The organism is Paenibacillus sp. D2_2 (assembly GCF_031199965.1).
Lineage (GTDB): Bacteria > Bacillota > Bacilli > Paenibacillales > Paenibacillaceae > Fontibacillus.
Genome location: NZ_CP133605.1, coordinates 1,861,077 through 1,883,254, shown reverse-complemented (window position 1 = coordinate 1,883,254; position 22,178 = coordinate 1,861,077). Strand labels below are relative to the sequence as shown.

16 protein-coding genes and 5 pseudogenes are annotated in these 22,178 nt (G+C 45.6%); 7 read left to right on the top strand and 14 right to left on the bottom strand.

Features of this window, described 5'->3' with window-relative positions; all coding sequences use genetic code 11:
• Positions 1-10: 10 nt before the first annotated feature.
• A complete protein-coding gene (gene ftsW / locus RE628_RS09360) occupies positions 11-1,261 on the top strand; it encodes a putative lipid II flippase FtsW (RefSeq protein WP_309158468.1) in 1,251 nt (416 codons plus the stop codon).
• A gap of 148 nt (positions 1,262-1,409) precedes the next feature.
• On the opposite strand, the gene RE628_RS09355 is transcribed toward ftsW, so the two are convergent.
• Entirely contained in the window at positions 1,410-1,772 is a 363-nt protein-coding gene (locus tag RE628_RS09355) for an Asp23/Gls24 family envelope stress response protein (protein WP_309158467.1), read from the bottom strand.
• A 168-nt stretch (positions 1,773-1,940) separates the two neighbouring features.
• On the opposite strand from RE628_RS09355, the pseudogene cax reads away from it, so the two are divergent.
• Positions 1,941-3,019 (top strand): annotated as a pseudogene (gene cax / locus RE628_RS09350) (calcium/proton exchanger).
• Positions 3,020-3,113: 94 nt separating this feature from the next.
• Here the strand turns inward: cax and RE628_RS09345 are convergent.
• From RE628_RS09345 to RE628_RS09315, 7 genes are all read right to left on the bottom strand, one after another.
• Positions 3,114-3,404 (bottom strand): Fpa/YlaN family protein, encoded by a 291-nt coding sequence (locus tag RE628_RS09345; protein ID WP_309158466.1) that lies wholly within the window; start codon positions 3,402-3,404, stop codon positions 3,114-3,116.
• 179 nt (positions 3,405-3,583) lie between these two features.
• Positions 3,584-3,832, bottom strand: a complete 249-nt coding sequence (locus tag RE628_RS09340) for an HPr family phosphocarrier protein (RefSeq protein WP_309158465.1) — start codon at positions 3,830-3,832, stop codon at positions 3,584-3,586.
• 81 nt (positions 3,833-3,913) lie between these two features.
• Entirely contained in the window at positions 3,914-5,029 is a 1,116-nt protein-coding gene (locus RE628_RS09335; protein WP_309158464.1) for an aminopeptidase, read from the bottom strand.
• Positions 5,030-5,245: 216 nt separating this feature from the next.
• Entirely contained in the window at positions 5,246-6,082 is an 837-nt protein-coding gene (locus RE628_RS09330) for a hypothetical protein (RefSeq protein ID WP_309158463.1), read from the bottom strand.
• A 135-nt stretch (positions 6,083-6,217) separates the two neighbouring features.
• On the bottom strand, positions 6,218-7,192 hold the full coding sequence (locus tag RE628_RS09325; RefSeq protein ID WP_309158462.1) for a GGDEF domain-containing protein: 975 nt from the start codon (positions 7,190-7,192) through the stop codon (positions 6,218-6,220).
• Complete coding sequence (locus tag RE628_RS09320) at positions 7,189-7,392, bottom strand: hypothetical protein (RefSeq protein ID WP_309158461.1); 204 nt, start codon at positions 7,390-7,392, stop codon at positions 7,189-7,191. The genes RE628_RS09325 and RE628_RS09320 overlap by 4 nt, the downstream gene beginning before the upstream one ends.
• Complete coding sequence (locus tag RE628_RS09315) at positions 7,373-8,206, bottom strand: hypothetical protein (protein ID WP_309158460.1); 834 nt, start codon at positions 8,204-8,206, stop codon at positions 7,373-7,375. Before RE628_RS09315 ends, RE628_RS09320 begins: the two co-directional genes overlap by 20 nt.
• 493 nt (positions 8,207-8,699) lie before the next feature.
• On the opposite strand from RE628_RS09315, the gene rpsD reads away from it, so the two are divergent.
• Together rpsD and RE628_RS29580 are read left to right on the top strand one after the other, a co-directional pair.
• Positions 8,700-9,299: a 30S ribosomal protein S4 gene (gene rpsD, locus RE628_RS09310; protein ID WP_309158459.1), complete on the top strand. Its 600-nt coding sequence runs from the start codon at positions 8,700-8,702 to the stop codon at positions 9,297-9,299.
• 487 nt (positions 9,300-9,786) lie between these two features.
• A pseudogene (locus RE628_RS29580) lies at positions 9,787-12,905 on the top strand (transglycosylase domain-containing protein).
• A 93-nt stretch (positions 12,906-12,998) separates the two neighbouring features.
• On the opposite strand, the gene acsA reads toward RE628_RS29580, so the two are convergent.
• A complete protein-coding gene (gene acsA / locus RE628_RS09295) occupies positions 12,999-14,723 on the bottom strand; it encodes an acetate--CoA ligase (RefSeq protein WP_309158456.1) in 1,725 nt (574 codons plus the stop codon).
• A 305-nt stretch (positions 14,724-15,028) separates the two neighbouring features.
• On the opposite strand from acsA, the pseudogene RE628_RS09290 reads away from it, so the two are divergent.
• A pseudogene (locus tag RE628_RS09290) lies at positions 15,029-15,660 on the top strand (GNAT family N-acetyltransferase).
• A gap of 263 nt (positions 15,661-15,923) precedes the next feature.
• Positions 15,924-17,109: pseudogene (locus RE628_RS09285) on the top strand (acetoin utilization protein AcuC).
• Between the two features lie 2 nt (positions 17,110-17,111).
• Here RE628_RS09285 and RE628_RS09280 read toward each other — a convergent pair.
• The 4 genes from RE628_RS09280 to RE628_RS09265 form a co-directional block, all read right to left on the bottom strand.
• Positions 17,112-17,813: a 5'-methylthioadenosine/adenosylhomocysteine nucleosidase gene (locus RE628_RS09280; protein WP_309158455.1), complete on the bottom strand. Its 702-nt coding sequence runs from the start codon at positions 17,811-17,813 to the stop codon at positions 17,112-17,114.
• Between the two features lie 157 nt (positions 17,814-17,970).
• On the bottom strand, positions 17,971-18,975 hold the full coding sequence (ccpA, locus tag RE628_RS09275) for a catabolite control protein A (protein WP_068781962.1): 1,005 nt from the start codon (positions 18,973-18,975) through the stop codon (positions 17,971-17,973).
• A gap of 112 nt (positions 18,976-19,087) precedes the next feature.
• Positions 19,088-19,429 (bottom strand): bacillithiol system redox-active protein YtxJ, encoded by a 342-nt coding sequence (gene ytxJ / locus RE628_RS09270; RefSeq protein WP_309158454.1) that lies wholly within the window; start codon positions 19,427-19,429, stop codon positions 19,088-19,090.
• A 177-nt stretch (positions 19,430-19,606) separates the two neighbouring features.
• Positions 19,607-19,933, bottom strand: a complete 327-nt coding sequence (locus tag RE628_RS09265) for a hypothetical protein (protein WP_309158453.1) — start codon at positions 19,931-19,933, stop codon at positions 19,607-19,609.
• A gap of 163 nt (positions 19,934-20,096) precedes the next feature.
• On the opposite strand from RE628_RS09265, the gene RE628_RS09260 reads away from it, so the two are divergent.
• On the top strand, positions 20,097-20,219 hold the full coding sequence (locus RE628_RS09260; RefSeq protein ID WP_375143063.1) for a type 1 glutamine amidotransferase family protein: 123 nt from the start codon (positions 20,097-20,099) through the stop codon (positions 20,217-20,219).
• Positions 20,220-20,374: 155 nt separating this feature from the next.
• On the opposite strand, the pseudogene ptsP reads toward RE628_RS09260, so the two are convergent.
• A pseudogene (gene ptsP / locus RE628_RS09255) lies at positions 20,375-22,103 on the bottom strand (phosphoenolpyruvate--protein phosphotransferase).
• Between the last annotated feature and the right edge of the window lie 75 nt (positions 22,104-22,178).

The window sequence follows — 22,178 nt, the reverse complement described above, 5'->3', positions numbered from 1 at the left end:
GCGAACATAGATGAAAGACAGCCAAGAAAGACCTAGACGCGGAACACCCGATTTCCAGCTGCTTATTCTAACTTTATTGCTCGTTGGATTCGGGATTGTCATGGTGTTTAGCTCCAGCTCCAGTGTGACTCAGTTTAGTGAGAAATTTAACTACAATCCATTTTATTTTACGAAGAAGCAAATCATTTTTGCAGGGGTCGGCATCTTCGGAATGTTCATTACGATGAATATTCCTTATGAAAAATTCCGCAAGCTCTTCGCACAGGTATTCATCCTAGCTATTATTCTGCTGATGATCGTGCCATTTATGAATAAAATCAACGGGGCCAGTAGTTGGCTCCAGATTGGTTCATTCGGTATCCAACCGACTGAGTTGGCTAAGATTACAACGATTATGTATTTGGCAGCTCTGATATCGAAAAAGGGAGAACGATTCCGGGATCTCAGAACTGGTTATATTCCAGTCATGGTCATTGTTGGTTTCGTTGCCGGGCTAATTATGTTACAGCCGGATTTAGGTTCCTGTATGATCCTTGTAGCCACGGCCGGATTAATTATACTGGCTGGCGGCGCCAACATGAAACATATCCTTGGATCGATTGCACTCCTGATATTCGGTGCCAGCATCGTCATGGGGATCGGAGCGCTATGGAATAAAATCAGCCCTCCTACTGTTACCGCTGAATCTGGTAGTCAATATCAGCTCGCCCGTATCAAAGCATATATTGATCCATGGGAGGATCCTCAGCATACAAGTTACAACCTCATTCAATCCTTGACCGCGATGGGTCATGGAGGAGTAACTGGGACTGGATTCGGACAAGGTATTCAGAAGCTGCATTATTTGCCGAATGCATACAATGACTTTATCTTTTCCGTTATTGGTGAAGAATTCGGATTTATCGGTACATTATTATTCCTGCTCTTCTATCTATACTTTATCTGGAGGGGCCTGCTCGTCTCTTTACGATGCTCCAGCGCATTTGGCACATTAATGGGTGTCGGTATTATGGGACTCATTGCCATTCAGTCCTTCATTAACATCGGCGGGGTGACCCGTACGATTCCGATTACCGGTATCACTTTACCGTTTATTAGTTATGGTGGCTCTTCACTGATCGTCATGTTGGTAGCAATGGGGATCGTACTCAGCATATCAAGAGAATCCTCGCTTCCGGCAAAGCAGGAGAGAACGAAATCAGTGGTCGTAAAGGAAGAGAGCGTATTCGAACGGAACAATCGCAGAAATCGCCATATGTAATAAATAAATGAATCATTGTATGCCCTGAAGTAATCTATTCCGTTCAAAAAAGACTGCTGGATCGAAATCCGCAGTCTTTTTCTAATTCAATTCTGAAAGCTTGATAGCGTCAAAAACTATGTAATCCATAAATCTGACCATTTGTCAGTTATGCCTCATCGTCTTTAAAAGCTACACCTTCAACCTTCACATTTACTTCAACAATCTTAAGCCCGGTCATACTCTCAACAGCTTCCCGCACATTCTGTTGTAACATACGGCAAACTTCATGGATTGGAGTCTCATAGAGAACGATAATTCGCAAATCGATCGCCGCTTCCAATTGACCTACTTCTACGGTAACCCCTTTTTGTACGTTCTTACCGCTTAGTCGCTTAGCCCAACCTTCAGACAATCCTCCGGACATTGCAGCAATGCCTGGTGTTTCCAAGGCAGCCATACCCGCGACTTTAGATACAACATCATCTGAAATTTTAATCATACCCATATCTAACTGTAGTTGCTCGGTCATGGTATCCCTCCTTCAACCTACTATCTATATTTTATATGGTAAGACCGAGTAAAGCAAATATAGACTGCATTACAATGTATGAATTATAATCATCAGTTGTTGGTATATTAATTTGAAAACGAATTGATTATGCCATTATTACATTCTGGTTAACCGAGGTGTACTTTCATGAAAAAATTTATATCGCCCGGGTTGCTAATTCTAAGCTTCTTGCTTAGCGCAATCGGACACTATGCCCATTGGTCGGATACGCTTCAGTTCATTATCTCGGCCATATCCGTCATTTTCGTTGCTGGATTTCTTGGTAAAGCGACCGAGAGCGTAGCGCATTACGCCGGACAGCGGCTTGGTGGATTCCTTAACGCAACCTTCGGAAATGCCGCAGAACTAATTATCGGTATCCTACTCGTTCGTGAAGGGATGTTCGAGACCGTCAAGGCGAGCATCACGGGATCGATCATCGGCAACCTGCTGCTTGTGCTCGGCCTTAGTCTATTCGCTGGCGGGTTGAAATACAAAGTTCAGCGCTTCAATGTTCCACTCGCCAATATGAACGGATCGCTGATGATCGTTGCGGTTATCGCTCTATTTATACCCGCTATCTTCCTGCAAACTCATGTACTTCATGATGAAGATCGCACCATCTTAAGCCTTATCGTAGGCGGTATTCTTATTGTTTCTTATATTCTCTGGCTCGTTTTCTCAATGATCACGCACAAGACATACTTGAGCGATGTTGCAGATGAGCATAGGCCAGAGGGCGAAGAACCGGAGGAAGAACATAGCCCTGCCTGGTCCAAAAAAGATCCATTCTCTACCTCGTTCTCGCTACAGTTATGGTCGCTTTCGTTAGTGAATGGCTAGTACATACACTGGATACATTTACGCATAAGTTCGGGCTCAGCGAAATATTCGTCGGTGCGTTCGTCGTCGCAATTATCGGAAATGCTGCAGAACATAGCGCTGCGGTCATGCTCGCCATGAAGAACAAAATAGGCGCCGCCGTAGAGATCGCTGTCGGAAGCAGCCTACAGATCGCCCTGTTCGTCGCCCCTGTCTTAATCTTCGTTAGCCATCTTTTCGGAAAACCGATGGATATCGTCTTCACGATCATCGAGCTTGCCGCCATCGGTGTATCTGTCTTTATCGCCAAATCAATTATTCAGGACGGTCAGACGAACTGGTATGAAGGATTACTGCTGCTTGCCGTTTATGCAATCCTCGGTGTCTCTTTCTACCTTGTATAAATGCTAATTTACCGTATCCAAAAAATAAAGCGCAGACTTCGGTTACTCCGAATCTGCGCTTTATACATTATATCACTCAACGGATGCAAAGACATTAAGCTTCTCTGTTATTCATCGCTTCATACAAGGATGCCAGATTCCGCTCAAGTCTGCTTATGATCTGTTTGCCCTCCTGCTCTTGTACGAGGCCAACGCGTACTGCATAATCAACCTGTCTTGAGAAGCCGTACATCTGGGTATCCAGAACTTCCTCATAGAGAGGGCAATAACGAGTAGCGAGATTCTCCATCTGTACTTCGATCAGTTTCTCTATTTTATCTGCATCTTCCTTCAGAAGATTAAGTGCTTTGAGATTTATTTGCTCCTGTATATCAGATGAAGTCATGTTTTTCCCCCTATGTCCTTATCACTCATCAACTCTATTCTTAATATTAGACGAAATTCAAGGCCAATACAAGAACCTCTCCAAATAATAAGTCTCTTAAAAAATTATATGTAAAAAACTTATATATATACAAAAAAACACCTCCGTCCATAGGACAGAAGTGCTTTCATGTTAATTACTTATTCAGCCACAACTTGAACATTCAAGCCGTGTTTTGCGAACACTTCCGATACCGCCTTCTTGGCTTCGTCCGCATCTGGACCATGGACGTGCAGTTGATAGTCCTGTGTATTTACGAGTGTAGTAAAAAGGCCGAGAATACTCTTAACATCGATATACTTGCTGTCAGCTTGCAACACGATGGAAGAAGTGAATTTGCCTGCTGTTTGTGCAATTTCAACAATCGCTTGATTATTATTGTTTGCCATAGGGATCCCTCCGCGTCGTTACTGTAATTTATACAATTTCATGATACCTTGAATCCGCTTTCCAGGCAAGGAATTTTCACATTATTTGAGGTTTTCTGGATTCAAGCCTACAAGTTCAGGAATGATGAAAATACCGTCCTTGCGGATCAATACATCGTCGAAATAGATTTCACCGCCGCCGTATTCAGGGCGCTGTATAAGTACCAGATCCCAATGGATCGAGGAGCGATTGCCGTTATCTGTCACATCATAAGCTTGCCCTGGAGTAAAGTGCAGGCTGCCAGCAATCTTCTCATCGAACAAAATGTCCTTCATTGGATGAAGAATGTACGGGTTAAAGCCGATGGCAAATTCACCGATATATCTAGCTCCCTCATCAGAGTTGAGGATTTCATTCAGACGAGCTGTATCATTGCTGGTTGCCTCGACAATTTTACCATTCTCAAAGCGGAATTTAATATTCTCAAAGGTGATGCCGTTGTACAGAGTAGCAGCATTATAGCTGATTGTACCGTTAACAGAATCACGTACTGGAGCGCTGTAGACCTCTCCATCAGGAATATTCTTCTGACCAGAGCATTTCTCAGCGCCGATGCCTTTGATCGAGAAGCTCAGATCAGTACCTGGGCTTACGATGCGAACCTTGTCGGTACGCTGCATCAGATCGGCAAGTGCGTCTTGAGCGAGGTCCATCTTAGCATAATCGAGATTGCATACATCAAAGTAGAAATCCTCGAATGCCTCTGTGCTTACATTAGCAAGCTGAGCCATACTTGCATTTGGATAGCGAAGCACTACCCATTTTGTATGCTTGACACGCTGCTCACTATGAACCGGATGCTGATAATGGGCATTGTACAATTTCATCTTGTCTTCCGGAACATCGGACATATCGTTCACGTTCGATCCAGCCCGGATCCCAATATAGCAGTCCATCATCTGCATTCTGTGCAGGTCATATTCGGCCCATGCCTTAATACCTTCCTCAGTCGCATACTTCAATTGTGCGCTTTGCAGCGCCTTGTCCGTTAATTCTACGAAGGCATGTCCGCCCTTCTTACCTACTTCTTCAACAATCGCTTTAATTAGATCACGTTCATCGCCGATCATCTCAATAAGCACATTCTCGCCAGGCTGAACATCAACGGAATAGCCCACGAGATTTTCTGCTAACTTTTGAATTCTAGGGTCTCTCATAATTCTTCCTGCGCCTCCTCATCACATAATGGGCAGTAATAAATCGTTGCCCATAACCAAACAGATCATTAGTTGAACAATGGTTAATTCTTCATTATTGTACCACTAAGACCCATTAAGTCAGCCCGCTCAAGGGCTGACTTAATGGGTTTTTCAAAAAATTCCGTATTAGATCCCGAAGGAAATTGAACACATACATATACAGATTTTAAACACTTACTTAATCTTCGAAAACTGATTATCTGTATAGAGCACTTCATATTCGTCAAATCCAAGCGGATTCGGATAAGATAACCTAGTCTCGGATATTAGCCTGGTCGGAAGACCCGTCTTACGATTCACGGTCAAATAATAGATAACCTTGGCATCCGCTCGCTCCAGCATTTGTTCCAGCTGCTTATTCCCATTCACCCATAGATTTTTCACCTCTGTCTCGATCTCAGACGAATGCTTCGAGCTGACCTGATTCAGCTTACCGCTCCAGTCTGATCGAATCCCCTCCATCTCACCGTCCAGCTTAGCCTTCAGCTGCTGCTTGGCCTCCTGAGGATCGAGCTCAATCCGTAGCACCTTTGTCCCCCTTGCAGCGCCCTTCTCCAACGAGACATTCTTCTTACTAACCCTACGAATATCCTCTAACTGGTCTAATGGATTCAACCTGGCTATACCACGGGTTAAAGCGGTGGCATTAGAAGATGCGATCTTCCAAGTCCCTCCCTGCCAGCGTAGCTTCGCTTCAAGGCCTTGCTTGGTCTGGACTTCTGCAGTCTGCAGTTTATTCCCCTGTCCATTAGGGAGAACCGTACGCATACTTAATTCATGATGATCATTCAACTCACCGACATAAGCGAACGAATCCTCAATCTTCTCCTGCTTCCCACGAGCGAGAACTGCATTGCCTTGGAAAGTCAGCTGTTCATGACCTGCAAGGCCCGCATAGCTGAGATCGAACCAATCCTTCGCTGTCCTCGTCTCCCCAATTTGACAAGCCGCCACGGAGAGAACAAGACCAAATACAATAGCTAACTTAATAACAGATAACAGCATTCTCATATGGCGATCAGACTCCTCTACTACACTTATCCGTTTTATAGAACTCATGCAGTAGTAGGCTGTCCCCCATTAGGAAACTATTCATCAGGCCATAATTAGAAAAGGGACGCCCCTCTGGACGTCCCTAATGAATTGCTATAATTCTGGATTTAGACCGATATGCGTCTGATTTCTACCATTGTTCTTCGCTTTGTACAGAGCCATATCAGCATAATAGAACAAGGATTCAACACTGATCTTCTCGCTATCCCTTGTCCATTCGGCTATGCCGCAAGATACGCTAACCTTCGGATCGGTCTCAGCGGCGACCCGGTAGCGGATCGTTTCAGCGATTTGATATCCGCTCTCGACATCGGCACCCGGCAAATAAATTGCTAGTTCCTCGCCTCCCCAACGAGCCGCGATATCCGTCTTGCGAATCGTGCTTCTGATAATAGAACTAACCTGTCGCAATATTTTATCGCCGATCTGATGGCCGTAAGTGTCGTTGATCCCTTTGAATTGATCTATATCGACAACAATCAGCGACCCACCCTCATCTTTGCGTTGATGCTTCTGCACCGACTCGTCCAAATAATGTCGCGCGTACAGCTCGGTCAACATATCGCGATTCGCCATTCTGCGTACTTCGGCATGCAGTGAAGCGTTAGCGATCGCAAGTCCAATATGCTGCGAAAGAATCTGCAACAGCTTGTAATTATCGTAGGAGAAGAAGCGTTCCTCCCGGTGAGCAATCATGATCGCCCCACTTACCTCACCGCGCACAATGATCGGCGCTGCAATTAGCGAACGTGACAGGGTCTCCTCCATGAATTTGGAAGATATTTTCCCATAAGCCTGGTAATCGGACAGAATGATCGGTTCACGCGTGGAGTAGACCAGTCCGTTGAATCCATAATCTTTAGGAAAGAACTCTTTGTATATTCTAGGAAAATTGGATGACATGATTTCGAAGCAATCTGTCTCTTTATCCAATTGTGAGATACAGCAATATTCCGCTTTGAAGATTGACAACAGCTCTTCTGTTGCAAATTTGAAAACTTCCTTCAGGCGTAAACTCTGATTCAGCCGTTTGACCAACTCGTTAATCAGACGGAGCTCGCTAATCAACAGATTCGACTGCTCATACAGCTTGGCGTTCTCAAAGGCAGTGCCTGCCGTATCCCCAGTATACCGATTAGCTGCAAATCTGCCTCTTCGATCTCATCGTGGAGGAATAAATGCAGCACCCCATAGGCGCCCTGCTTGCCGATTAACGGAACGGCAATCTCGGTATAGCTGCTTCCGTCGTCATCCTGCTTGTCCCCCACAGCATGACTCCATCCATAAATGCCCGTACGCACATACTGTCATGCTCACCTTGAAGTTGCAGCGTTCTAATTCGAGGATCACGACTTGGATGGTCTTGGACATTAACAATTCTACCCTTGCGTTAGGATACATACCCGCAATCCGTTCGAACACTTCCTTCAGAACGGAATCAACATCAATCTTATCAGAGAGGCGCTGGATCACTTGAAACAGCATGGCCCGACGCTGCTCTTCACGCTTCGCCTGATTCTGGGCATCCAGTAGGTCTTCTACGAACAAAGCCTCGAACCTTTTATAGAAGCAGGCTATGAGATGCTGAGCAGCCGTGTTGACAATCATTTCTGCAAATGGGAACTGACTCTCATTCACATCATTAATATGGCAACCTAATACAGCAAAGACCTCATGGTTATGGCGTGTCTTGATCGGTGACAGAACATAGGCGCCTTTCTGATCTTTGACAGACAGAGTGCCTTTTTGTTCAAGTACCTCTCTTAAGTTGTTAGAAATCATAAGTTGATTTGAGATATCAAGCTGTGTCAGCGGCTGAGAGATAAGAATTTCTCCGAGGTAATTGGCGAGAAACCACCCTGCTTGATGTGAGTCAGGAAAAGAGGGCTGCTGCGGGAGCCAATCCGAATACGACGCCATCAAAAGCGTGTCCAGATACGGAAAATCAAAAACATTAATATCTAGTTGCTCCAGCCAATTCTTCTGTTCCGTATGATCTTCCTCTTTTATTCTCAGCGGCATAGGCAAATCTGAATTTGCTCTGAACGTCATCGTCACGCCTATTCGTGATTGTTCTGCCATAGTAAAAGCTCCTTTTCACTGCCATCCAGCAGCGACTTAATATACAGCGAAGCTAAAATGACTCTGCCCGGAGTATAAAAATATCACATATTTCCTTAATTATAATAGTTGTTTCAAAAAATTAATTTTTTAAAGTTTGCTATCAGTGATCATTTTACTATCAATTTTACTATTTTGCATCAAAAATCCTTCATTTTGTCCCATATTTTTAGGACTAATGCCCTATCGACAATTTTCGAGCTTTATAAACAAAAACACATACTTGACATTGTACATCAATTTCATATAATATTTATTGTTGATTAAGACTGGATAGAGTCTTTCTTAGGGCATAACCATTGCGAGCACCCTCTCGGATTTTGTTGCTGACAGGACAGCGGCTGAACTTTCTTGTCAGAGAGCGGTATTATTTCTATCCACCGCACAACCAAACAAAATCCGCGCAAAATAGAACCCTACAATAAATAAACGTAAAAAAGGAGTCTATTATACAATGGCACGTTACACTGGTCCTAAATTTAAACTCAGCCGCCGCCTTGGCATTTCTTTGAGCGGTACTGGCAAAGATTTGAAACGCCCTTTCCCTCCGGGACAACATGGTGCTAACCAACGGAGAAAAATCAGCAACTATGGTATGCAGTTGATGGAGAAACAAAAACTGCGTCATATGTATGGTTTGGGTGAAAAACAATTCCGTACATTGTTTGAAAAAGCACAAAAAATGCAAGGTATTGCCGGTGAGAACTTCATGATCTTGCTTGAAAGCCGCCTGGACAACCTTGTATATCGTCTTGGTTTTGCTAATTCCCGTGCAGGCGCACGTCAATTGGTATCCCATGGACACATCACTGTTAACGGCAAAAAAGTAAACATCCCTTCTGCTCGCGTAAGCTTGGGCGATGTTATCAGCCTTCGTGAAAGAAGCCGCGGCCAATCTTCTGTTAAAGAAGCTTTGGAAAACCGTTCGCATCTTCCTGCATATCTTGAGTACAACGACAACGCTATGGAAGGCAAATTCATTCGTTTGCCAGAACGCGCTGAATTGTCCCAAGATATCGACGAAAAACAAATCGTCGAATTCTACAACCGTTAATATCTGTTCGCTAATCAAGCTGCTCCAAGGTCTTCAGGGCCCTGGAGCAGCTTTTTTCATAATAGAATTTCCTTTTCCAAGCCCTTCCTTTATTCCCCTTTTGTATCTCATTCTCCCGTTTTATTTAGAGGTTGTTCAAAAAGTCCACTTTTGATCACGATGTAGATCAGGAAGCTATTCGACATCAAATCTTGAATTCAGCCGGGCCAAGCAAATGCTTACGAAGTCATGTTTCCTACGAAACATTTTAGGTGCTCACGTAGGTTTTGCCTACGCTCCGCTCCTTTCGTCCCTAGCTTCATCCAACTGAAGCGTTTCGAAGAAACGCACCTCGGAAGCATAAGCTTCGGTGCTGAAAAACGGCCTTTTTGAACACACACATTTTGTAAATAAGCGTAATGATCCGAAATCGGCAATAAATGCGAAAAAACAGTCATATTCCTCATTTTTATGCTATAATGTTGCTTGTTATAAAGGAGGATACTGCATGGCTCATGAGAACGATAAAAGCTCCGGACGGGCGCAAGGCCAAGGAATCTCCCGGAGCAACAGAAGCGAGAAGAGCGATAAGAGCGCGAAAAGCAAGAAACCTCCCCGTAAACGCAGCAAATGGCGTTGGGTATGGACGACGTTCAGCGTCCTCATAGTGCTTATTATTGCTGGAGTTCTCTTTGCAGGAGGGGCTGTCTTCGGATATGTAACCTCTATCGTTAAAGATGACCCTGTACGTTCACGGGAAGATATTGAGCAGAAAATCGCATATAACGAAATCACTGGATTTGCGTACTTCCGCAACGGTGATCCAATCGGCCAGCTTCGTACTGAAGAAGATCGGCGGCCAATAAGTACCGAGGAGATCCCTACTTCTGTAATCGATGCGTTACTCGCTATCGAGGACAATCATTTCTATGATCATAAGGGTATCGATTTCAAAGGTACGATGCGTGCCGTCAAAGAGAAATTACTTAAAGAAGATGTGCAGACCGGAGGCAGTACGCTGACTCAACAGCTGGCACGCCGCGTCTTCCTGAATCTGGATCGTACAAGCGACCGCAAAATTAAAGAAATGCTGCTCGCATTGCGGCTGGAACGTTTTCTGTCTAAACCAGAAATTTTAACCGCTTATCTAAATAAGGTACCGTTCGGTAACGGTTCTAATGGCTATCAGGTTTATGGCATTAAAGCAGCGGCAAAAGGCATCTTCAATATTTCTAATCTAAATGATCTGAATATCGCGGAGTCAGCCTATCTGGCTGGATTGCCGCAGCTTCCATCCGCTTACTCCGCATATAACGGCAAAGGCGAATTCAATGAAGATGCATTCAATCGCGCACTGAAGAGACAGCGTCTCGTGCTACAGAGAATGCTAGAAGAGAACAAAATAACAAATGAGCAATATCAGACGGCACTTGCCTTCGATATCAAGGGTGCACTCGCGCCGCAGACGAAGAAAGCCTATGAGACTTTCCCTTATCTCATGTTGGAGACTGAACGACAAGCAGCCATCGTCATTGCGATGTTGAACAACCCGAACATGACCAAAGAGGAAGTTTCCAAAAATCCGCAAATGATTGAGGAAGCACGTCAAGAATTGTTAACCGGAGGCTATCGAGTATACACAACGATTGACAAGAAAGTATACAACTCGATGCATAAGGTATCCGACAACGCCGATAACTTCTCTCCTTACAGCGAGACCAAAGGACTTGAGCAAGTTGCTGGAATGATGTTGGATAATCATACCGGAGCCATACTTGGCATGATTGAAGGCCGGGATTTCTACACCGAGCAGATGAACTACGCAACACAGATGGTTAGGCAGCCTGGTTCAACGATGAAACCGATCGCCGCCTATTTACCAGCTATGGAGGCCGGGCTAGTCCAACCGGCCAGTATTATTGATGATTCGCCGATCATTCTGCGCGACTACCAGAAGGGGTACCATATACCGGTCAACTCTAGTGGTGGCTATAAAGGTCTGGTTACAGCTCGTACCGCCTTGAATGAGTCCAGGAATATACCGGCGCTGAGAGTGTTCAACGATATCGTCGGCATTGAGAAGGCCTGGGACTTCGCTAGAAAGCTCGGAATTACCACATTGGATGAAAAGGATAACGGAGCAACGACAGGCGTGCTAGGTGGTCTTACGCGTGGGGTGTCCGTTGAGGAACTGACAAATGCTTATAGTTCCATCGCCAACGGTGGGAATTTCACAGATGCCTATATGATTGAGAAGATCACCGATTCCAAAGGTAAGGTCGTCTACAAGCACAAGGTCGAACCGGAGCGGGTATTCTCAGAGCAGACTGCTTATCTAATGACCGACATGCTGCGTACCGTTATTACAGACGAACCGGTAAATCGATCAAATCAGCTTTCAATAATTATGGCAAAATCCCAGTTGTCGGCAAGACTGGTACGACGCAAAATTATGCCAATGTCTGGTTCATGGGGTATTCTCCAGACGTAACGCTCGGAATATGGATCGGTTACAAAGAACCTGCCAACACACTATCCGATGCCGGCAAATCCCGAGCGCGCTCGATCTGGGCTTTGGTCATGAACGAAGTGACCGAGAACGAGAAAGAATTGTTCGTTACACCACAATTTACGAAGCCTGACGGCATCGTCTCCAAAACTGTCTCTGGCTATAGCGGCAAGCTGCCAACAGATTTGACGAGAGAGGCTGGTAAGCTCGTTACCGATATTTTCAATGTTAAATATGTGCCTACTGAACCTGATGACGTATTGGTGAGAATGAAATATATCACTTATGATGGCGTCAACTATATTCCACAGGAAGCAACTCCTTCTGATATGGTTCGGGATAAAGTAGTCGTAAAGCGAGCAAAGCCAATTAAAGATTTAATTGAAGAGCTGCAGCACGCTTTCTCTGTCATGAAAGGCGGCCATAAGTCATTGGACTACTATATGCCAAATGATGCTGGAGAAGACGCTCCGAACAAAATCGATCCACGGGTCGATGACGGTGCAGCTCCTGCGGCACCGATTAATGTCAGACTGAAGAGTGAGAACGGATCAGCCAGTATTACCTTCAATAAGAATAATGAGAGCGATGTTGTAGGTTATCGCTTGTATCGTTCTACAGACGGTGTTACTTACCAGAACACCGGAAAGGTAGCACTTGCGGGTGAAGCTACTCAGATCACCGATTCAGGTGAATCAGCGCTCGCATATTATGTAACTGCGGTTGATGTCGCCGGCAAGGAATCCGTGCCGAGCGCGATCGTCAGCAACGCCTGGATTCCGGAACAGACTAATCCGGATGAAGAACTGCCATGGCCGCTTGATCCTGAAGATCCTTCGAATGGTCAAGCGTTGCCAGCGGCTCCCGGTCAAGTGAGTATCCACGGAGAGAATGGGCAGTACACGGTCAGTTGGGCTGCAAATGCAACCGATGATCATGTAACAAGCTACAGCATCTATATTTCCGATTCCTCGGACGGATCCTACTCCAATATTGGCTCTACGCCAAGAACGCAGTACAGCTTCCAGAGTGAAGCTGAAGGCGGCTGGATCAAGGTTACCGCATATAGCAGCAAAGGGGAATCAATCCCATCATCACCAGTTAAATTCGGAAACTAAAGTTTAAGCCAATACAACACAAACAGAGGGTTCCAGGAAGATATCTTCCTGGAACCCTCTGTATTTATAATTCAGATTACTAGTGAACTCCCTCTAGTCCTCAATTGTAGATAGATCCCCGGTCGGTAGATTCAACTCCCAAGCCTTCAGAACTCGGCGCATGATTTTGCCGGAGCGAGTCTTAGGCAACTTATCCTTGAACTCAATCTCGCGAGGAGCTGCGTGTGCCGACAATCCCTCTTTTACGAAACGGGAAATTTCAGCCTTAAGCTCATCTGTTGCTACATATCCTTCTCGCAGAGAGATAAAAGCCTTGATAATCTCACCGCGAACCGGATCGGGCTTGCCGATGACTCCTGCCTCGGCTACAGCAGGGTGTTCAACCAGCTTGCTCTCAACTTCGAAAGGCCCTATACGTTCGCCTGAGGAGTTGATCACGTCATCGATCCGGCCCTGGAACCAGAAATAGCCGTCTTCATCCATATAAGCCGTATCACCGGAAATGTACCATCCCGGAATACGGAAATATTCCTCATACTTTGGCGCATTGTTCCAGATGAGGCGCATCATCGACGGCCATGGTGTACGAATTGCCAAATTGCCCATCCGGTTAGGTGGTAGCTCCTTCCCGTTATCATCGATAATCGCAGCTTCGATACCTGGTACCGGCTTGCCCATGGAACCTGGCTTAATCGGCATTGACGGATAGTTACAGATCAGTTGCCCGCCTGTCTCCGTCATCCACCATGTATCGTGAATCCTTTGACCATATACTTTATATCCCCAACGTACGACCTCCGGATTAAGCGGCTCTCCTACAGAGAGTACATGCCTTAATGAGGAGAGATCGTGCTGTTTAACGATATCATCTCCTGCTCCCATGAACATACGGAAGGCGGTAGGAGCACTGTACCATACAGTTACCTTATTGCGTTCTATATTAGAATACCAATCTCCAGGACTAAATCTTCCTCCACGGACTACATTCGTTACCCCATGAAGCCATGGAGCAAATATCCCGTACGATGTTCCCGTTACCCAGCCTGGATCGGCGGTGCACCAATATACGTCTCCTTCATGAAGATCAAGAACAACACTGCCCGTATGATAATGCTGAAGCATAGCATTGTGAACGTGATATACACCCTTCGGTCTTCCTGTTGAACCAGAGGTATAATGGAGAATCATTCCATCCTCTCGGTTCACCCACTCTATCTCCGCTTCAGGTGATTCCAACTTCATTTCCGAATGATAATCAACGATGCCTTCACCAGCCTCAACTTCCTCGCCTACGACAAATATTGTCTTCAGCAGAGGTAGTTCATCACGCTTCACGCGTGACAGTAAAGCCGGGGTTGTAACGAGCGCAGCTGCTCCACTGTCCTCCAGCCTGTCTTTAACTGCAGTCTCCATAAAAGCTTCAAACAAAGGACCAACGACTGCACCAACCTTCAGCGTACCCAGGAGAGCAATATAGAGCTCAGGGCTGCGTGGCATAAAAATAAACACACGGTCTCCCTTCACTACTCCACGGCTGCGCAGCAGATTGGCAAACCGGTTTGTCTGCTCCTTCAGTTCCTTAAAGGTATAGGATTCATTACGATTAGCGTCACTAAATTGCAAAGCAATACGATCCCCATTGCCTGCATCGACATGGCGATCTATTGCCTCATAGGCCATATTCACCTTGCCAGTCTCATACCATGAGAATTGCTTCTCAACATCCTCCCAATTAAAATTCTCATATGCTTCTTCATAGCTGCCTAGATGGGATGAAGTGGCTTGCGCCCAAATAATTTCTCCTTGCAGTTGACTCATTGTTCCATCCTCCTTGAATCACTAAGATTGAAATAAATGAAAATATAAGATGAAGATATGAAAACGGATACAAAAATGGGATGAATAGAAAGGCTAAATTGGTTCGTCAATGAGTGGGATGGTATCCGTTCTATGAAGAAGCAAAAAGGGGAGAAAAGTTTGTAAACAATATCACATTGTCAATGTATATTTGTGATCTTTTTGTGTCGGATATCATTATAGCACACGTTATTACGACACGGCTATACTTTTCAAATTTTCATTTTTCTGTTATAAGTGAGAGGAAAGAGCTAAGGAGGCGGTCCATGGAACACCGTAAAACGTATATCCGCCATACGATACCCTACCAGGATAATGAGATCGTCATCGAAGGTCCTGTCTCGCCTTCCCACCTGAAGACGCTACAGATGCATCCTGAGCTGGATGCCTTCCGCAGGCCAAAGGAGCAGCATGAAGCCCTGATCGAAATTGCCGGATTGCCGGAAGGGCGAATCATTCTGGCTAGAGAGAACGAAATGATTATCGGCTATGTGACCTTCCACTATGCGGACGAAATGGAGCGCTGGTCACAGGGGCGAATGCCCGATTTGATCGAGCTTGGTGCAATTGAAGTTGCCAACGCCTATCGATCGATGAAGCTGGGGTCAAGAATGATCAATACCGCATTTGAAGACAGTCAGATGGAGAAATATATTGTGTTCACAACTGAGTACTATTGGCACTGGGACTTAAAGAGCAGTGGACTCAGCGTCTGGGACTACCGCAAAATGATGGAGCGGCTGATGCAAACCGTGGATATGGTCTGGTATGCGACCGATGATCCGGAGATTTGCTCTCATCCGCCAACTGCTTGATGGTACGTATCGGCAAAGAGGTGCCTATTGAATCGGAGGAGCAATTTGATCGTATCCGTTTCCAGCAACGCTTCATGTATTAGTGGAGTCCACTTTTGATCACGAAGTGAATCAGAGAAGCAACTCAGCATCGAGTCTTGAATTCAGCCGGGCCAAGCGTATGCTTACGAAGTATGTTTCCTCCGGAAACATCTCAGGTGCTCACGTAGGTTTTGCCTACGCTCCGCTCCTTTCGTCCCTAGCTTCATCCAACCTTCTCGGTGTTGAAAACCGGACGTTTTGAACGAACATTATTAATAAATGACACAAGCTGCAACTAAGAGCCTAAAGGAAGGAAAGTGGGGCTATGTCTGGTAGCGCTTTATTTGTGCATCATGATGAGCTATTTAATTATTGTTTTCATAACAATCATCCCTTTCATCCGATCCGTCTGCAATCGACACTGGATCTATTAAAGGAGATTCATGCCCTATCGCCCGAGCACATGCTGCAATCACGCCCCGCCGTCATCGGTGAGCTAGAATGGGTCCACCAGCCGGCCTATGTGGAGGCTGTTCAGCAATTAAGCAAAAATCCGCCAGATCCCCTCTGGATGGAACGCGCGGAACAGTATGGATTGATGGACGAGGATACACCTTTCTTTAGCGGAATGCATGATGCGGCAACTTATGTTGTCGGCGGTTCCATTACAGCGGTTGAAGCCGTCCTCTCCGGACAGACGACGCATGCCCTTCACCTCGGAGGCGGATTGCACCATGCACTCTCGGGCAAAGCTGCCGGATTTTGCGTATACAATGATGCTGCGGTCGCAATTGAATATGCAAGGCGCCAGTATGGGGCCCGTGTGCTCTATATTGATACAGACGTTCATCACGGAGATGGAGTACAATGGAGCTTCTATTCAGAACCCGAGGTATGCACCTATTCTATCCATGAGACCTGGTAAATATTTGTTCCCTGGTACAGGCTTCGTCCACGAACGTGGAGAGCATCACGGATATGGAGCATGCATGAATATCCCGCTACAGCCTTATACAGAGGATGATTCCTGGATGGAATGCTTCGAAGCATCGGTCCGCAGACTAATCGCTTACTACAAGCCAGATATGATCTTGAGTCTGCATGGCTGTGATGCTCACGCCCTCGATCCGTTATCTCATATGCAATGCAGTATGAGGATCTATCATGAGATGCCTGCGATTCTGCACCAGTTAGCCCATATGTACTGCGAGGGACGCTGGGTTGCTGTCGGGGGTGGCGGTTATGATCTATGGCGTGTCGTTCCTCGGGCATGGAGTATGCTCTGGTTAGAGATGAGCGATCATCCGCTGAAGCGGCAGCTTGATGCTGATCCTTCCCTCCATCTCCCGCAAGCTTGGATTGAACGCTGGCAGGATCAGGCCGAAGTTCGGCTGCCTACCACCTGGCTTGATGATATGTCACATTGGGAAGGAATCCCGCGGCGAGAAGAGATTACAGCAAAAAACCGCGAGATTCTCGCGGTTGCCTTGCAGGATTATCCTGAAATTTAAGTTCAGATGATCCTCTGTAGCATATCATACACGATCTCAAACGAGCGACTGGCTGCCTTAACAGTAAACTCAGCATAATTCACATCCGCTGTTCCATCCGCCTTATCAGACATCGAACGAAGCACTACATAAGGAATCTTATTCATATAACAAACCTGGGCAACAGCGGAGCCTTCCATTTCTACGCAGGCCCCATTCATGGTCTCATGAAGCTTGCTGACGAGTCCATAATCAGCGACGAACTGATCCCCTGAGAGCACTCTGCCTACGATGAAGCTGTGCTCTGTACATAATTTCGAACAAGCTTCCTGGGCTAGCTGGATCAGGTCCTGATCCGCCGGAAAATCGGAAACCTCCTGATAAGGTATGATCCCACGCTCATATCCGAGTGGCGTTACATCCATATCGTGCTGCTGGCAGGACGAAGAAATAACGATATCGCCAATATTAAGCTCCGGATTAACTGCTCCAGCTACACCAGTGAACCAGATCATATCTACTTGGAAATAATCGATCAGCACCTGTGTTGTCATAGCAGCATTGACTTTACCGACTCCCGATTTGCACACGACAACGTTCTTGCCATGGAGCAGACCTTGAACGAAAGAAATACCAGACCGCTTTACTTCCTTCTTGTCATACATCCCTTGCAGAAGCAAGGCGATTTCTTCATCCATCGCTCCGATAAGACCAATTCTACTCATAAGATCTGCGACTCCTCCAGTTCATTATTTTGCGTTACATATTCATTAACCTAAAAAAGCTCCTTCAAGAGAAGGAGCTTTTTTCCCGATAACCTTTTTCATATATTTGTGTCTACTTCTATCTAATGGCCCAGCACAGCGAAGGCCCAGTTAAGCATTACACATGACTGACAGAGAGACGCAGAATCGTCTCATGAGGCAAAATCACATGTGGATTATCGACCGCTTCCTTCTTCATCAGCTTCGTTAACAGACGCATAGCGACCGCACCAAGGTCATACATCGGCTGAGCAACCGTCGTCAATTGCGGACGCACCATCGATGCCATGCGAATATTGTCTACGCTAATAATAGAAAAGTCGTCAGGGACTTTAAGCCCTTCATCCTGAATGCTGTGAATAGCTCCAATAGCCATCTCGTCGGTAGCTGAGAATATAGCCGTCGGCCGTTTCTTGAGACCGAGGAAATACTTCATAGCTTCGACACCGGATTCGTAACGATAGTTGCCAATTCGTACTAAATCCTCTTGATACTCAATTCCAGCCGTCTCGAGAGCGCGTTTATAGCCTTGAAAACGTGCATAACCGTTCGCCGGATCTTGCAAAGTACCACTGATCATAGCGATATTGCGATGACCATGACGGATCAGTGTACTAACTGCATCAAATGCAGCAGCCTCGTGGTCAATATCCACAGATGGGAACATGCCCTTCTCATCGCTCGTCGCACAAAGTACGATCGGAACAGATGATGTCTGGAATGCCTGAACATGTTCTTCTGTTACAACTCCGCCCATGAAAAGAAGTCCGTCAACCTGCTTCTCAAGCAAGGTATTCACGACGCGAATCTCCTTCTCCTTCTTCTTATCTGCATTACATAAGATAATGTTATAGTGGTACATGTTGGCAATGTCTTCGATACCTCTCGCAATCTCTGCAAAGATTGAATTCGAGATGTCTGGGATGACCACTCCGACCGTGGTCGTCTTCTTGCTGGCAAGACCTCTTGCCACAGCATTTGGACGATATCCCAAACGTTCAATCGCTTCGTATACTTTCTTCCTGGTCTGCGGCTTGACATTCGGATTGTTGTTTACAACCCGAGAAACCGTCGCCATCGAAACGCCCGCTTCACGTGCCACATCGTAAATGGTAACCGTCACATTCTTCTCTCCATTGCCAATAGATTTTCACTCGTTCAACAGGTAAGGTCCAGTACCCCAATTAGTTTAATGATACGACAAAATATTACTTTGTGCAATGATAACGCTTCACTTATCCCAGAATTCCTTGTAGAGCTTCTGAAGTAATTCGTGAATGGGAAGTATTCCATACTGCTTGCCCATTCTTGACGAGTAGTGCTTGAGGGGATTCATGCTTCACGCCAAGTAGTTCGGCAGCAGCATTCGATACCTCTCGATCTTCAATCACATAAATCAAACCATATATAACTCCCTCATTGGGAGCCGAATTCAAATATGCTGTAAACTCTCGATGCGCCCCGGCGCTGATTGGGCAACGAGTGCTGTGTTTGAACAACAGTAGCGGTTGACTATTAGATTGCTGCAAAGCGCTATGAAGGTCTTCTATGGATGTTATTCTTAGCAAATTATACATGACATATCCATCCCTTCTCCATTAAGTATCTGTACCTTGCCATATGTTATATTAACAAAATGCACCCATCAAAAACAACTTTATTCGTCAATATCTTCAAATTCTTTTAATTCATTTCTAGATATTGGTATTCTTTCACAAATGACGATAAACTGGACAGACGAAATGAAATTTCCTTCATCCAAGTAGAGTCCCGGCTTTCCTCGCATATCCGTATAAATCCAGCAGTAAATTAATGCGTTCCTCACATTTCTCCATCAAGTATGCTTCGAATGAGGACACCTCTAATTGTTCTTGCCCAGACTTATAAATGTCATACAAAACCGCAGCAAGCTCATTCACATTTGTGAAAATAACTCTTCCTTCCCGACGCTGGTCCTTCATCTCAGCCACCAGCCTAGTTATATCCTGCTTCAATGACGAGATTAATTCATAAGAATTACAGTCCTCGCATTCCAGAATAGGAACTAAGTCGACTTGATACATATTTTCAAAAACAAGCATTCGAAAGCTAAGAGTCATTGCCTGGCCGCAATTGCAGAATAAAAGCACGGTATCACCTCATAATCGTATCTATGCTGTATGTAGTCATTAATCCATATTTGATACAATTAAAATATCGAAATCGATTTTCGTCAAGACTCATTTCAGACAGGTGGATACTATATTGAGACTAACTGGAAATAAGCTGATCACTCTTTTAGATAAGGAGTACGACGATTTGGAGCAATGGTATCCGACATACCGCGTTCGCGAAGAGGTGCTTGAAGTCCATCTGGTCGCCCTTTGAAAGGCAAAAAATACATCGTCCGCCGATGTGCCACCTCACGGCCAATGCATTCGCAGCCAGATAGCTTGAGAGGAAACAAACAGCGCCGTAGAGAATTTCCTCCGGCGCTGTTACTTTCATGCTTTTTTTGAATAATGAACCTTTTTGCCTTTGCTTCAGCGCACCTCAGTTCCCATGTAACGAACCAGCTCCGCCTCCACTTCGCTGCTTGTCGATAAACGGAAGCAATGAGCACCCAATTCTCGGCTTTCACTAGCGTAAATATTCAATATCCTGTGCTTAACGCGAAGAAGGGATTGCGACGACATACTCAGATCGCTCACTCCGAGATATAGCCAGATCGGGAGTGCCCTCTCATCGCTGGCCAACTCGCCACATACGCTGATTGGAATTCCAGCTTCTTTCGCTGCCATAACTGTCTGCCGAAGCATGCGAAGCACGGCAGGATGAAAAGGATGATACATATGTGCGATCTTCTCGTTCATCCGGTCTACAGCAAGCACATACTGGACGAGATCATTCGTCCCAATACTGAAGAAATCCACTTCCTGGGCCAGAAGATCCGCAATGGCAACCGCTGCTGGAACCTCGATCATCGCTCCGACCTGGTACATCGTCCTTGTAGGCGATTCCTCTAGCGGTAAGTTCTTGCTTGGCTTCCTGCAAAATCACATTTGCTTTGCGTACTTCATCCAGCGAGGATATCATCGGATAGAGAATTTTAACATTGCCGTAAGCACTGGCTCGCAGAATAGCTAGCAATTGCGTCTTGAATATATCTTTATTATCTAGGCTTATTCGAATGGCACGGAATCCCAGCACAGGGTTCTCTTCATCGGGAATGTTGAAGTACTCTAACTGTTTATCCCCGCCAATGTCCAGTGTACGGATTACGACCGAATTCTCTCCCATCCTCTCGGCAATCTGACGGTAGACCTCGAACTGCTCTTCTTCGCTCGGGAAGCCCAGCCAGGTCCATATATAGAAATTCTGTCCGGAAGAGTCCCACTCCCTCAGCTCCATATTTGAACGTAAGCTCCAAATCCTTCACCGAACTGATATTGCCAGCGAGCTTCATCCGTACATTATCCTTTGTTACAGGATCCACTGAAGCGAGTAGCTGCAACTGTTCTTTCCTCTGCCGCTGCCTCTCAGCGATGGTTGTATATTGATCGATAATGACATGATCCGGGTTGAGGAAGATGGTCCCTTCATCCCCATCAATGACCAACAGATCACCTGTCTTGAACATCTCTGTCAAGGAATCCTCAAGGCCTGAGACGAGTGGAATTCCAAGCGCCCGGGCCATAATCGCCGAATGAGACGTCTTGCCTCCGGCTATCGTGACCATTCCGAGCACATAATGTGGGTTCAGATGTACAAGCTGTGAGGGAGATAACTCCCTAGCTACCAAGATATAAGGCTGTGTGTCAGAAGGCAGTGTAATGTCCGGAGTTCCAAGCAAATGCTTAAGTAACCGATTGCCGACATCCTTGATGTCAAGTGCTCTCTCCTTCATGTATTCATCATCCAACAGATCAAACATCGTAACAAAATGATCAATTGCTTCCTTAACAGCCACTTCGGCCGCTTTGTATTGACGCTCTATAATCCCGCGAATTTCACTCATAAAAACAGGATCTTCCAGGATGGCGATATGTGCATCAAAAATATTAGATTCCGCAACCCGACCGTCTCTTTAATCTCATTCTTCATGAACTCGATTTCAGTCTTGGAGGTTTTGATACCTTCATACAGCCTTTCAAATTCCTTGGCTAAATCTACACTTTCCATTCGCCGATCTGGAACATCCCATTCCCAGGTGGGCAGCACAAAAGCTTTGCCGATAGCAACGCCAGCAGCTGCACCAATACCTTGTATCATGTTTCGACCCCCTAAACCTATTTAAACCCTTACCTGAGGTAGTTCAAAATGTCGGTGTTTAAAGCCTGACTTTTG

Coding starts and splice junctions, on each gene's coding strand:
- ftsW (WP_309158468.1), top strand. CDS start 11: ATGAAAGACAGCCAAGAAAGACCTAGACGCGGAACACCCGATTTCCAG.
- RE628_RS09355 (WP_309158467.1), bottom strand. CDS start 1,772: ATGACCGAGCAACTACAGTTAGATATGGGTATGATTAAAATTTCAGAT.
- RE628_RS09345 (WP_309158466.1), bottom strand. CDS start 3,404: ATGACTTCATCTGATATACAGGAGCAAATAAATCTCAAAGCACTTAAT.
- RE628_RS09340 (WP_309158465.1), bottom strand. CDS start 3,832: ATGGCAAACAATAATAATCAAGCGATTGTTGAAATTGCACAAACAGCA.
- RE628_RS09335 (WP_309158464.1), bottom strand. CDS start 5,029: ATGAGAGACCCTAGAATTCAAAAGTTAGCAGAAAATCTCGTGGGCTAT.
- RE628_RS09330 (WP_309158463.1), bottom strand. CDS start 6,082: ATGAGAATGCTGTTATCTGTTATTAAGTTAGCTATTGTATTTGGTCTT.
- RE628_RS09315 (WP_309158460.1), bottom strand. CDS start 8,206: ATGGCAGAACAATCACGAATAGGCGTGACGATGACGTTCAGAGCAAAT.
- rpsD (WP_309158459.1), top strand. CDS start 8,700: ATGGCACGTTACACTGGTCCTAAATTTAAACTCAGCCGCCGCCTTGGC.
- acsA (WP_309158456.1), bottom strand. CDS start 14,723: ATGAGTCAACTGCAAGGAGAAATTATTTGGGCGCAAGCCACTTCATCC.
- RE628_RS09280 (WP_309158455.1), bottom strand. CDS start 17,813: ATGAGTAGAATTGGTCTTATCGGAGCGATGGATGAAGAAATCGCCTTG.
- ytxJ (WP_309158454.1), bottom strand. CDS start 19,429: ATGTATAATTTGCTAAGAATAACATCCATAGAAGACCTTCATAGCGCT.
- RE628_RS09265 (WP_309158453.1), bottom strand. CDS start 19,933: ATGCTTGTTTTTGAAAATATGTATCAAGTCGACTTAGTTCCTATTCTG.